A 12931-nucleotide genomic window follows, 5' to 3' on the forward strand; every position below is an offset into this window, starting at 1 on the left:
GCTACTTGCTCGCGGCTGCGGCGAACGTGTTGTCGACGCCATTGGCATAAGTGACTGCGCCGGGTTTGATGTTGCCGATCGACTCCTGCAGATCGAGCGCATTGCGGAAGGCCTGCTCGGAAATATCGGGCGTGGCCGCATAGATCTTCTGATCGATGAGACGCTGCACCGCCGAATCGACGATCTTCGGATCGAGCGATGGGAATTCGGCGCGCGCGACGCTCTTCGCCGTGTCGTGCGATTGCTGAATCAGAGCTTCGGCTTCACCGATCGACTTCACGAACGCGGCTACCATCTTCGGCTTGCTCTTGACGGTGAGAGAGAGCGTGTCGATGGTCGAGAACGCATAGCCGCCCGGATACGCCTTCGGGAACGCATACACGATGCGATAACCCTGCGCGAGCCCCGTTTCCGCTTGCGGCATATAGAGCGCGGCGGCTTCCGAGCGCCCCGCCATCACCGGCGCGAGTTCGGTGCCGATCTGCACGGTGTTCATCTTCACGTCCGCGAGCTTCTGTTCGCTGATGAGCCGTTGCAGCAGATACGTGCTCGTCGACGGCGGCAGTGCGGTCGAGACGCTTTTACCTGCGAGATCGCCGACGCCCTTGACCGTCGAATCCTTCGGCGCGATCACCCACACCGGCACGCCGGCGACCACGTTGGCCACGTTCACGAGCGATGCGCCCTTGAGGTTGGCGAGCATGGCGGTCATCGGGTCTTGCAGCGAGAAGTCCGCATGACCGCCGATCACCGCTGCAACGCCCGCCGCGCCGCTGCCCGCGGTGACCTTCTGCACGGCAAGGCCGTTCTTCTCGAAGATGCCTTTGTCGATAGCCACATAGAGCGGCAGGTACTGGATCGACTGAAATGCCTGATAGATGACCACCGGCTCGGCGGCCTGAGCGCTCGTCGCGCCGATTCCGGATGCAACCAGACATGCGGCCGCGATACTATTGAGCAGAGCGTGTGTCTTCTTCATTTTTTCTTCCAGGAAATGATCTTCGCTTCCGCGAGTTGAACGATCCAGCTGAGAACCGAGGCCATCAAGGTCAGCACGATGATGCCGAGCCAGACGGTATTGAGATCGAAGAGCGAGCCCGCGACGAACACCGCGTGACCGAGCCCCGACTGCGATGCAATGTATTCGCCGACGACCGCGCCGATCAACGCGAAGCCGATGTTCACGCGCAGCGTCGAGAAGATCCACGGCAGCGCGCTCGGAACGATGAGCTTGGTGAAGATCATCGACGGCTTCGCCTTGAACGAATGGAAGAGATTGAGCAGGTCCTTGTCGACTTCACGCGCGGCGGCGCAGGACGAGATCATCGCGACGGCGAATGTGGAGATGCCGGCGAGCCATATCTTCGACGAGGCGTCGGAACCGAACCAGATCACGATGAGCGGTCCGAGCGCAATCTTCGGAATACTGTTGAGGATGACGGACAATCCTTCGGCAACACTCGAGACTGTCGGCAGGAACCACAGCAGCAGGCCGAGACCGATCCCGAGGCCGCTGCCGATGGCGAGACCCGCCAGCGTTTCATAGAGCGTGACCCAGGTGTCGGACACGAGCGTGCCCTGCGTCAGCCCGATGACGGCGGCCTCATAGATGCCGGACGGCGAGCCGAGCAGCTTGCCGTTGATCCAGCCCGCGCTAACGGCAAGTTGCCAGGCAACGACCATCGCAACGACGATACCGAAGACGGCGCCCGTCGTGCCGAACTTGCGGCGCGTACGGCGTACGGCTTTCCTTGGCGTGACGTTGGTGGACAGAACGGCTTCAGTCATGGACGGCTCCTGCAAGGATGCTCGATGGAGCGACTTCATCTGCGTCGCGCGAGGTGACGTGTCCGCGCAAACCGTTCCAGACACGCGCGTGATAGCCGCGGAACTCGGGCGCCTCGCGCGCGGAGACGGCATTGCGCGGTCCGTGCGTCGTCAGTTCGATGTCGATCTGGTCTTCGATGCGTGCGGGACGTCCGCCAAGCAGGATCACCCGATCGCTCATCGCGATGGCTTCTTCGATGTCGTGCGTGACGAGCACGACACTCGTGCCGCTTTGCGCACGCAGCGCGATGATGTCGTCCTCGAGTGCGAGACGCGTTTCGTAGTCGAGCGCGGAGAAGGGTTCGTCGAGCAGCACGAGCGTCGGATCGACGAGCAGTGTGCGCGTGAGCGCAACGCGCTGTCTCATGCCGCCTGAGAGCGAATGCGGATAGGCATCGGCGACGGCGCCGAGCCCGTAGCGCGCGAGCATCTGCCGCGCACGGGCGACATCATCGGGCCGGACCTTGCGATACAACTCAATGCCGAGCAGCGCGTTTTGCAGCACCGTGCGCCACGGCATCATCAGGTCCTTCTGCAACATATAAGCGATGCGGCCCGCTTCCCCATCTGCGCGTCTGCCGACCGATATCTCGCCTGACTGCGGCGTGAGCAGGCCTGAAATGAGATTGAAGAGGGTGCTCTTGCCCGCGCCGCTTCGTCCGACGATGGACACGATCTCGCCATGTCCCACGGAGAAGTCGAGCCGGTCGAAGATGGTCACGGTCGAGCGATCGGGCGATTGAAATCCGTGACTGAGCTGCCGCACGCGCAGCGGTTCCGCGAACGTGTTGACTGTTGCGTTCGATCCCTTCATGTCGTTCCTCGCAAGGTCTCGTACTGATGAAGTAGTTGCTGCAATGCATAATGCACAATCAAAAATCGGAAGCTGTCCTCGTCAAAAAAGTTTTTTCTCGGTGGACTCGCATGGGATGCGTCGGTGCGCAAGCTTGGTGCCGCTGCGCCTCTGCAGTGCGCGTCGTTGTGCGAATCGGTGCATGTTGCGATGAAACTGTGCGGGGCGAGGCGTGAATTCAATGGCACATTAATCGCTTCGTGCAAGTCTCTGGAACGACGTTCATTCCGTTGGAAAGCCACTGCAAAGAGACGATTGCAAAGACAGGAAGTGTTCGATCCGTGCACGAGCGATCAGCTGATAGCCGCCCGAATCGTCAGCTTGCTCGACGGCGACAGCCTTGATGCTGTCTATCGCGACTGGCCGCGTTCGGACGCCGCACCGATGGCGCGTGTCTCGAGAAGCGCTGACACCGATCGATGGCGAAGCGCGGCGCGCGCTGCTCGACGAGGCGCGAGATCGCGGCTGGGAGACTTACGTCGACGATTGCGCGAACCTGTTCTTTCGTCGCAACGGTCTCGAGGATCTGCCACCGGACCTGACCGGCAATCGATACATACGCAGGCGGACGCCTGGACGGCGCTTACGGCGGGCTGGCAGGGCTCGAAGTGCTTCGCGCGCTGGATCGAGCGGGCATCGCGACACGGCATCCTGTCGAGGTCGTCGCGTGGACGAACGAGGAAGGCAGTCGTTTTGCGCCCGGCGCGGGGGCTCGATTGCGTTCGTCGATCCCGCGTTGCTCGCGGGCTACCGCGAATCGCGCGACGCCGGAGGCATCCGGTTTGGAGATGCGCTGGATGAAGCGCTTGCGGCAACGCCCGTCATTGCGGTTACATGAAGGCCCGCTATCGTGGTTTGATGAAGAACATCGCCCAGATCACCACGGTTCGGGAAAGTCGAAGGACGCGATCGGACAGCAGCTCGCCGGTGAGAAATGCGACGGGAATAACGCCTGCCCACGCGAAATGACGCCTAATGCTATCAGCAACCTCCTTGCCAGTGGCTCCGTCGCGCAGCCGGATATCGGTGACGATGAGATCGGGAATGCGGCTGTCATCGGCGAGGATGACGTCAAATCCATCCATCGATTCTGCGGCGTGCACGAACGCGCCCGCGCTCGCGGCACGTTTCAGTGGAATGGTGACGAGCAAACCGACGACATACATCATCGGCACCATCGTGGCGTGCGCAATCACCGACTCCACGCGCGCGTCGACGCTCTGGCCGCTGGGCTTGAAATAGAGCATGACCAGGTAACTGACAACGCATAGCCCGATCAGCCACGCCGCCGTGATCCCTCGGAGCCGGAATGCCATGAATATCATGAAAAGGGAAAACGTCAGGATCGGATACGCTTGCCGCCAAGCCAGGTCGCCCGGATAGATCTGCACCATTCTCAGGACCGCGCACCAGCAACTGATCGTCCAGACACTGAGCAGCTCGACGGCCCTCCGCTCGACGAAATAGCATCGTTGAGATCCAGAACTGAGGGATCTATACACGCCGACGACGGTGAAGGTGACGGTTCGATAGTCGAAACATCCTTCTGGCCCGCGCCCCTCACCTAGCTGCCTCGGTAAAGCTCGACCATCTTCGCTGCTTCGCCATTTTTCTGGAAATCCTCCAGCTCGCGCATCACCTGCTCGCGTGTTTTTCCGGGGAGAACAGGATCTGCCGATGTGGCAGCCGGAACCGCGACCGCCGGAGCCTGCTGGGTGCTGCCAGCCGCTACGGACTCCTGCTGGTTGGTCGCTGATTGGGCGAAGCATCCATCTGCTGTCACTCCAGCCACCGCGACAAGACAGACGGTAACCGATTGATAAAGTTTCATGAGAGTACTCCTTCGAAGTTTAAGAGATCGGCCTGTTCACTCTCTCGCCGACCCACAGCATTCTTCGCACGAGCCAACGCAGATTCGGCCTCCTTGCGACGATCAGCCGATCCAGGTGCACTCGATGACTGCCCTGTCAGCGTTGCTGTCATATTCATTCTTGGTCAGCCGAAACGCCATCGCAACGCACATGCGTAGGCGATGAACAACCACCGTCGGCGAAAGATGTATGCACTGTCGATGTCCGATCCCAATCCCGATCCCGATGACGTGTCGGACATTCGCCTCCCGACGGCGGTCCTTCCTGAACCGTCCAGCTGCGGGCACGTCACGTCGCTGATACATTTGTGGCTGATGGTAGGGATGGCGACCTGCTATTCTGTTTTTATCGCACCGCGGCTACGGACGAGGGCGTTGTGCATCCGTGGCCTTCGACATCGCTTTCGCTGCAATTCGCCGCATTGCTCCGTTAGCCACGATCGGTGGAGATCTTTCCAGCCAGTGGTGCGGCGATAAAGCTCATCGATGTGGAGCACTATCCCACGGTGATTTTTCTGGTCCGGCAGGCCTTATGAAATTGTCAGGCTTCGTGGTACGCAAGTTTGCCTCGGCAGATCTCGAGCGCGCGTTCCGTACTGACTATGCGCGCCGCTACGCCGGCCAACGCAGGCTGGCTGGCGCCGCCAGCCTCCTGCTGTGGATCCTGTTTGCTCGCCGCGATTGGTGGCTGCTGAACCGGGTCGATCCCAGCATCATCTTTCACGTTGGCTATCTGCGGCTCGCAGGTGCCGTGGGTATGGCTGTGCCGATATGTTTGATGTGGGGACCGCGTGCCTTTGACGAACGCTGGGTGGTCGGATTGCTTTGCGTATGGATGCTGAGCTGCTGGTTCACCCTCTTGCAGTTGATGGAGCTTTACCCGGCGGCCCTGGCTTTCCGGGAAGTATTCCCCGAATTTTTACTTGTCCTTTTCACGATATTCACATTGCTCCGACTTCGAGCAATCACGGCAGCGTGGTTAGTCGGGCTGGGCGTTGTAAGCTTTCACCTTACCCTTTCTCTCTGGCCACGGACGGGCGCTTCCACGGTGGGCGCTGGCTGGGCGTCCCGTGGGTCTGTGTTGGCCATCATGTATTTTATGGGCGTTGTCATCTGCATTCAGTTTGAACGCGCTGCCCGCCGTGAATTTATGTTCAGGCGGACTTTGCGCGCAGCAAGCGCACGCGTTCAGGCGGCGTCCTCCGCTGTCAAACGGCAGAATGAACGCATGAGAGAGCTGGTCAGAGAGAAGGAACGGTTCTTTTCATCGGCCTATCACGACATCCAGCAGCCGCTCGCCGCAATCAACCTCTTCATCCGCAGCGCGCGGACAAAGCTCGAAGCTGGTCACGCCGCAACGCATGATCTCGACGTCATCGAGGAGACGGCAGGCGACATCCTCGACATGTTCAAGAACATTCAGGACTACAGCGAACTAGGTTCGTACGTTCCAAGCCTGTCGCCGATCGATACACAAGCCGTGCTGGCCGATGTTTTTGAACAATATCTTGAACCGGCGAGATCGCAGGGCATCGAAATCAGAAGCACCATGCGCTTGCGCCGCCCGCCGCCCATTGAAAGCGACCGCTCGCTGTTCAAGCGGGTATTGTCCAACCTCGTATCGAACGCGATCAAGAACACCCGCACGGGAGGCGTCGTTATCGGGTGGGTGGAGGTCGGCGAACGGCTTCGCATCGACGTCTGGGATACGGGCGTCGGTATCTCGCCCGCACATCGGGATGCGATATTCGCCGAGTACTATCAGATTGACAACCCGGGCCGCGATCGCTCGAAAGGCTTGGGGCTCGGGCTGTCCATCGTCCAACGGGTCATTGGGATTCTGCCGGGGCACAGCTTGAGGTTCTATTCGGTCGAAGGGCGCGGGTCGCACTTTTCCCTGTACGCTCCAATTTCGATAATGGCGCCGGTCATCGGGACGGAGGACCGAAAGGATGATGCATACACGTCCGTGCTCAAGGGCAAATACGTCCTGCTTTGCGACGACGAACCGACCGTTCTCGAAGGTCTGCGGCGGCTGTTTATCAGCGCGGGCGCACTCGTGGATACTGCCGGGTCAATGACGGGCTTCGAAGCGATTCTGGCCGATGAAGGCCGCGCACCCGACGTCCTCGTCACCGATATACGGCTGCGCGAAGGGCCAAACGGCATTGAGCTTGCCGAACGGATCAGGCGGCGTTTCGACTGGGCGGGCGCGCTGCCCGTTGCGTTCATCACGGGCGAGCTGATTTCCCCGCCATCACTTCGCGATTTTTCCCAGCCTTTCGTGTTGCTGCGCAAGTCTTCCGCGCCAGAAAACACGCTCGTTGAAGTCAGCCGGTTCGTTGCCGCCCAACAGCCGGCAGACTTTTGTCATGTGCGGGATCCGTGACTGGCGGAACGCCAAGTTTGATCCCTCTATCTGCAAGCATCACGATCAGTTCCGTACGGCGCCGCAGATTGAAATGCGCGAGCAGATGACTGATGTATTTCCGTACGGTAATGTCCTCGAGCCCCATTTTCAGCGCGATGACCTTGGATGGAAGCCCGCGCACCAGCCACGCCAAGGTTTCGAACTCTCTCGGAGTCAGTCCCAGTTCAGATGCGGTGCTCATTTCTGAGTTGCCTCCCGACTGCGGGTTCCGAGGTTCATCCGCGGGGGCGTCGTCTGTGCTCATGTCACGCCTGAGCGTCGCGATGCTTGACGCAGGCAGGAATACGCCGCCGGCCAGCACCGCGCTTATCGCCGCATGAAGCGCTTCAGGAGATGACGATTTGGGCACGTATCCCATGGCGCGAAGTTCGATGCATCGGCCAATGGTTTCCACGCTACCGTCGGCCGAGATCACAATCACCGGTAAAGACGGGCGCGACTCCTTCAATTCGGCAAGCGCGTCGCAACCGTGACCATCGGGAAGGTCGAGATCGAGAAAAACGATGTTCAGGAATTCGCCGAGCGCATGATTCAAACCTTGTGACAACGTACTCGCGTGCAGCAACTCGATGTCCGGAAAGATCTGTCTCAGCAGAAGCGCCAGTCCGGCTCTGAACAGTTCGTGATCGTCGACGATCAGCACGCGCATTCCATCGTCTCCCAGAACCGCTTTCGAAGCGGGCCGCAATGACGCAGCGGATGATGCTACATCCGTGGCGGTCTTGCATTGTGTCAGACCAATAGTACATGCAGTGTACCGATGCCCCGGACGGCGACGGCTGATCAATAGGACATTGCCTCGAATGTGGCGGTTTTTGCCCGTCGTTCGGCGATTCAAGCCTACCGGAATGACTGACAGGCCTTTGAAAACAGCGAAGACCGCGGCGACTCGATCAGACGAGCGGATCGCGGTCGAGTATGGTGATTGTTGCCACTAATTGTCGGCCATTTCTGGCCGCCGATAGTCGGATCTGTCGGACGACAAGGCAGCGGCGCCGTCGCAACGTTGTGATTAGAGCGGCCGGTGGCCCGGATCTGTCCCTTCAGGCCGGCCTTTGCAGTGTAGGAAAATCAGCTATGAGGAGGAAGTGTTCCTCTCCGCGTTGTCGGCGACTGTCTCATGTCGGGCCATGACGCGTCATTCGCCTCCCGCGTTGGAGGGACATTCAGACGTCGGATCCACATCGCAACCGGTCATTGACCTGTGCGACACAAACGCCGGTATCGGCCATCGCCTACCTGTCCACATACCGTTTCACTGTGGACTGGGGAGCACACGCTCCCTGTGGAGCAGTTTCAGGTCAATTTTCCGAGCGCCTCAGACGGGCCGGACACGACGGGTGGCTCAAGAAGGCGCCAAATGCCGTTTGGCGGCGATAAGCGTTTGTATCAAACAAGTTTAACTAGTCGAGATATGGTTTTCTAGCGTTAGGGCGAGCGCGAGTCGCTTGCGCTAACCGATCCCGATCCCGATCGATTAGATTGGATAACTCACGAGCGGACGCTTCAACTTGACCTGCTCGCGCAACGGTTGGCGGAAGAAATCTCCCTCTGGCACCGGCGTCTTCGGGCCAATCGCCACTTCGTCATCTTAAATCGTTGCACCAATTTATCTATTCAGTTGACTAAGGCCAAATTCAAATTCCCGTCTCAGTACGCCGGACACATCAATGAACATTTGTTCGGCCGTCATCTCGTTCTGCTCGATCTGAAGCGACATGAAGACGCCGTCCAGCAATTGAAGTAACATTCGCCCCATTCTTTGGGCAAGGCGCTTCGCACCGTCGGACTCATAGCCCTCTAAAAGGGGGGCCACAGATCGCTCGACATAATCCCTCCATTCGCGCCGGATCTTGACCGCAGCGTCCCGTATTTCATGGCGACTGGCTTGATGTTCGGTTGCGACGATCATCATAAGCCGCAAAAATTCCGGTGCCTGAACGAAGCCAGAAGCGAATACCATCAGCTTTTCATAGGGGTCGGTCTTCTGATCCGAAAAAGGCTTAAATTTCCGCCTCCATTCCTCTGCGGTAATGGTAAGGACTTCTGCAAAGAGCCTCTCTTTGGATTCAAACGCCCAATAGATTGACCCCGAAAGCACGTTCGCTTTTTTTGCGATCTTTGATATCGATGCCGCCGTGTATCCTTGCTCGGCAAACACCTCGCGTGCGGCCGCCAAGATCCGGTCGCGAGCGAGGTGCGGATCGACGTTTTTTTTTATTTTTTCGTTTGCATTAGGCATAAATCTTCTTTCTGAGTTTGTTTCAGCCCTCCATGATAACTGGGTTTTCCAGTCTGATCGGGGTGAATGGCGACGCGGTGCAAATCGCGCAGGGGCGCCTCGGCGGGTGCATCGAGGGTGCTGCGATCCAGCGGGAGCGTTGCATGCATGAGCGACGCCTCCTGGCGCGAACGGAACCAGGCTGGGCCGACGGCGCACGCGGGGACCGCATCGAAACCCAGTCTACTCGAACATGCGAGACGATGTGTCTGCCAGCCCGCCGTTGCCGTCGAAATCGCCTGGCAAGGCAGCTACGCGAGCGCGGGCCGATCCTGCCGGCGCAAACCGGACGACGCTCGCGGCGTAACCGCGCAACCGGCGTGGCTCGTCAGTGTTCGTCGGGCGCCACCAGCCCCGAGCGCTGCTGCCGGCCCCACGAGTGCCCGCCGCGCAGGAAGTGCAGCCAGCCGAGCAGCGCGCCGGTATGGCGAATCAGCTGGAACGTGAAGGGCTCGGCAAGCGCCGCCGCCATGGCCATCCACAGACTCGAGCTGGGGCGCTCGCCGGTCCAGCGGCGGTACAGGTGGATACACCAGAGATAGAATGCCAGGTCGACGGCGGTTTTCAGGCCGATCACGCTGAAAATCGACACCACGATCGCGCGGTGCCCGCCGAACAGAAAGCCGAGCAGCAGCGCGAACGCGGTCAAGCCGTAGATCGGCTGCATCGTATCGATCGCCTTGACCGGCAGCATCAGCATCCCGAGCGTGCCGTAGCGCGGATTGCCGGTCATGTCGCGATTCCAGTACTGAGTCTGCAGAAAGCCGGCGAACCAGCGGCGCCGCTGCCGCAGAAAGCTGCCGAGCGTGCCGGGCGCGTCCGTGCGCGCATGCGCGTCGCCGACCACGCGCACCGCCCAGCCGAGCCCGTGATCCACCGAATGGCGGCGCAGCCGGTGAATCAACTCGTAGTCCTCCACCAGACACTGTGGGTCGAAGCCGCCTACCGCCAGCAGCGCATCGCGCCTGAACGCGGCGAACGCGCCCGACACCAGCAGCAGGCTGTCGGCGCGCGTCCACGCAAAGCGCGCGATGAAGTTGCGCATGTACTCGTAGGTCTGGAACCACTGAAACAGGCGGCCCGACAGCGACTTGCCGCAGACCGGCACGAGAATGCCGGCCGCCGCGACGAGCTTCGGCTCGCTCGCGAACGCGGCGCGCATCGCGTAGGTGGCGTCGTCATCGAGCAGCGTGTCGGCGTCGACGGTCATCACGGTGTCTGTCGTCATCACGGTGATCGCTGCGTTCAGCGCGCGCGCCTTGCCGCTATGCGGCACGCGCAGCCAGTACAGATTGGGATAGAGCGAACTGGGCGCGCTCAGTTTGCCGTCCGCGGCCGGGGTCAGGCCGAAGCGCTCCGTGAGCAGCGCGCGCGTGTTGTCGGTGGAGCCGTCGTCGGCGATCACGATCTGCATCAGGCCGTGCACCTGCCGCAGCAACGCGGCAAGCGTCACGGGCAGCACGGCGGCTTCGTCATGCGCGGCGACGATCACGCCCATGGCCGGCAAGCTGCGCGTCTCCGAGGCCGGATCGAGCGGCGCCGCGGGGCGCAGGAGCGGCAACGTCTTCAGTGTGACGAAGGCCAGCAACAAGGTGTCGTAGGCCACATACGCGAGGCCGGTGGACCACGCCACCACGCCATGCAAAAAGAACGCCCGGGCGAACAGCAGTAGCCATACCACGACGACACTCAGGTGAATCAGCGTGCTCGGCAGCGGGGCGGGGCGCGGCAGAATGCGCGGCGATATGAGCGCGAGCGCCTGTTCCAGTGATCTCTTCAAAATGGCTGCTGAATCTGTCGATACCGCGTTGATAAAAGGCCTGCGTCAAAAGGAACAGCGACGGCCGTCACGGCACCATGCGTTTGAGCACCGACTTGCGATCGATCCATTGATGCTTGAGCGCACCGCCCACATGCATCAGAAGCATGGCGTAGAGCGCATAGCCGAGCCACGCATGCAGGGCGCCGAAGCGATCGTGCAAGCTTTCCTTCAGCGCCGGATCGAGACGCGTCACGTAGCCGATGCGCGGCCACGGGAACAGGTTGAACAGGCGCATCGGATGAGTCGCCGCGTCTTTCCAGGCCGAATCGTGCAACCAGCCCGACAGCGGCAAGCCGATCATGAGCAGATACAGCACGAAATGCGCGACGTGCGCGGCGCGCCGTTCCCAAGCCGGAAAGTCGGCCGGCAACGGCGGCGGCCGGTGCGACACGCGCCACAAGATGCGCAACAGCACGAGGCAGAGCACGGTGATGCCGATCGATTTGTGAGTATCGATCACCGGACGCACCCAGTCGTCAGGCAGCGAATCCGCGCTGAGCCCCAACACGACATTGCCGATCACCAGCACCGCGATGATCCAGTGCAGCAGCATCGCCGTGTGGGTGTAGCGCCACGAAGCCTGCGCAGTGCTCGACTGCGCAAGCGGGACAGGGGCCGGAGTGGTCATCGATGATTCCGTCCGGACATGAAGGCGATCCTGCACAACCTGTTTAAAACGGCGTCGTCCAAATAGTGCCTGCGTCTATAAATTGACCCCGATAGAATGTTCGCTTTTTGCCATTATTGATATAGAGGCCGCCGTGTACCCTTGCTCGGCAAACACCTCACACGCGTCCGCCAAGATGCGGTCGCGAGCGAGGTGCGGATCGACGGTTTTTTCGTTTTTCCGTTTGCATTAGGCATCAATCTTCTTTCTGAGCTTGTTTCAGCCCTCCACGATAACTGGATTTTCCAGTCTGCCTATGCCTTCAATTTCTACAGAGATGGGCTTGCCTGAGCGTCGGATATCCCAATGAGCCAGCATGAGATACTTGCCACCGATCCGCGGCTGCATCGCAGTGCCGCAATGCAGCACATCGCCTGGTTCAAGCGTCATGTATTTGGACGCGTGGGCGATAATCCTTTGTACCGAGAATGTCAAATTAGCCGTTGAATCTTCGAAGACAAGATCATCGCCGTCGAAGGAGTTGATCGTCAGCCGATTGGGGTCCTGAATTTCATCGCGCGTGACGATCCAAGGCCCCATCGGACCAAAGGTATCGGCACCTTTGGACAATGTGTGATACGTCAGATAGATCGAGCGCTCGTGCTCCTCGTCTCGTACGTGACGCCAGGTCAAAAGTTCCCGGTAGCCGCCACGGACCACCCCGGGAAGAACAATCTCCAGGCTGTCTTGTTCTTTCAGCCCGGGTGAGGTCACGTCATTCACGATGGTGTAGCCAAAGACGTGGTCGAGTGCCTGCGACTCCGCAATCATCTTGCCGCCGCGCCCAATCACTACCCCAAGCTCTGGCTCGGGGTGAGTCAGACCGAACTCTTCTCGCACGATTACGGGTCGTCCGCAACCTATCAGCGAGCTGGCAGGCTTGAGAAAGAAGGCGGGATTTGCAAACGGCCGAAATGCCAACTCTTGTCCCATCCGATTATTGATGGCGACGCCGATGATCTTACCAGGTCGAGAAAGCGGAGGGCACCACGAGACCTGGTTCAATGGAATTGGCTGGACTCCCAACAATGCCGCCGTGATCGTCTCCTGTCTCAAGCGATGATCGGCCATCGCTGCAATGAGCGCCTCAAGGGATTCCGGTGCTTGCGCACCCAATGCATCCTTGAGATCCACGACACCTGCGTCACACACGACGCCATAAGTCCGCCGCTGAGCGGTC

Annotated in this window: 12 protein-coding genes and 1 pseudogene; 2 read left to right on the plus strand and 11 right to left on the minus strand. The window is 60.1% G+C overall.

Annotation, left to right across the window (positions count from 1 at the left end):
• Position 1: 1 nt before the first annotated feature.
• From OKW27_RS10610 to OKW27_RS10620, 3 genes are read right to left on the minus strand one after another with little or no spacing between them, the layout of a single operon-like run.
• A complete protein-coding gene (locus OKW27_RS10610) occupies positions 2-979 on the minus strand; it encodes an ABC transporter substrate-binding protein (RefSeq protein ID WP_090807372.1) in 978 nt (325 codons plus the stop codon).
• On the minus strand, positions 976-1788 hold the full coding sequence (locus tag OKW27_RS10615; protein WP_429333439.1) for an ABC transporter permease: 813 nt from the start codon (positions 1786-1788) through the stop codon (positions 976-978). The genes OKW27_RS10610 and OKW27_RS10615 overlap by 4 nt, the downstream gene beginning before the upstream one ends.
• Complete coding sequence (locus OKW27_RS10620) at positions 1781-2641, minus strand: ABC transporter ATP-binding protein (protein WP_090807368.1); 861 nt, start codon at positions 2639-2641, stop codon at positions 1781-1783. Before OKW27_RS10620 ends, OKW27_RS10615 begins: the two co-directional genes overlap by 8 nt.
• 647 nt (positions 2642-3288) lie before the next feature.
• On the opposite strand from OKW27_RS10620, the pseudogene OKW27_RS10625 reads away from it, so the two are divergent.
• A pseudogene (locus OKW27_RS10625) lies at positions 3289-3333 on the plus strand (hypothetical protein); the annotation flags it as partial.
• Positions 3334-3525: 192 nt separating this feature from the next.
• On the opposite strand, the gene OKW27_RS10630 reads toward OKW27_RS10625, so the two are convergent.
• Entirely contained in the window at positions 3526-4074 is a 549-nt protein-coding gene (locus OKW27_RS10630; RefSeq protein ID WP_429334641.1) for a hypothetical protein, read from the minus strand.
• A gap of 170 nt (positions 4075-4244) precedes the next feature.
• Positions 4245-4511 (minus strand): hypothetical protein, encoded by a 267-nt coding sequence (locus tag OKW27_RS10635; RefSeq protein WP_090807364.1) that lies wholly within the window; start codon positions 4509-4511, stop codon positions 4245-4247.
• Positions 4512-4935: 424 nt separating this feature from the next.
• Here OKW27_RS10635 and OKW27_RS10640 point away from each other — a divergent pair, with 424 nt between their 5' ends.
• Positions 4936-6939 (plus strand): hybrid sensor histidine kinase/response regulator, encoded by a 2004-nt coding sequence (locus OKW27_RS10640; RefSeq protein ID WP_429333440.1) that lies wholly within the window; start codon positions 4936-4938, stop codon positions 6937-6939.
• Here OKW27_RS10640 and OKW27_RS10645 read toward each other — a convergent pair.
• From OKW27_RS10645 to OKW27_RS10670, 6 genes are all read right to left on the minus strand, one after another.
• A complete protein-coding gene (locus tag OKW27_RS10645; RefSeq protein ID WP_429333441.1) occupies positions 6881-7630 on the minus strand; it encodes a response regulator transcription factor in 750 nt (249 codons plus the stop codon). The genes OKW27_RS10640 and OKW27_RS10645 overlap by 59 nt on opposite strands.
• Before the next feature lie 960 nt (positions 7631-8590).
• The gene (locus tag OKW27_RS10650; protein WP_090807358.1) at positions 8591-9223 is read right to left on the minus strand and encodes a TetR/AcrR family transcriptional regulator; all 633 of its coding nucleotides are present in this window, start codon (positions 9221-9223) and stop codon (positions 8591-8593) included.
• The gene (locus tag OKW27_RS10655) at positions 9199-9372 is read right to left on the minus strand and encodes a hypothetical protein (protein WP_429333442.1); all 174 of its coding nucleotides are present in this window, start codon (positions 9370-9372) and stop codon (positions 9199-9201) included. Before OKW27_RS10655 ends, OKW27_RS10650 begins: the two co-directional genes overlap by 25 nt.
• A gap of 218 nt (positions 9373-9590) precedes the next feature.
• Positions 9591-11042, minus strand: a complete 1452-nt coding sequence (locus OKW27_RS10660) for a glycosyltransferase family 2 protein (protein ID WP_429333443.1) — start codon at positions 11040-11042, stop codon at positions 9591-9593.
• Between the two features lie 67 nt (positions 11043-11109).
• The gene (locus OKW27_RS10665; RefSeq protein ID WP_429333444.1) at positions 11110-11712 is read right to left on the minus strand and encodes a cytochrome b; all 603 of its coding nucleotides are present in this window, start codon (positions 11710-11712) and stop codon (positions 11110-11112) included.
• 258 nt (positions 11713-11970) lie between these two features.
• On the minus strand, positions 11971-12885 hold the full coding sequence (locus OKW27_RS10670; RefSeq protein WP_429333445.1) for a fumarylacetoacetate hydrolase family protein: 915 nt from the start codon (positions 12883-12885) through the stop codon (positions 11971-11973).
• Positions 12886-12931: the final 46 nt, after the last annotated feature.

This window comes from Paraburkholderia sp. 35.1 (assembly GCF_050436525.1).
Classification (GTDB): Bacteria; Pseudomonadota; Gammaproteobacteria; order Burkholderiales; family Burkholderiaceae; genus Paraburkholderia; species Paraburkholderia tuberum.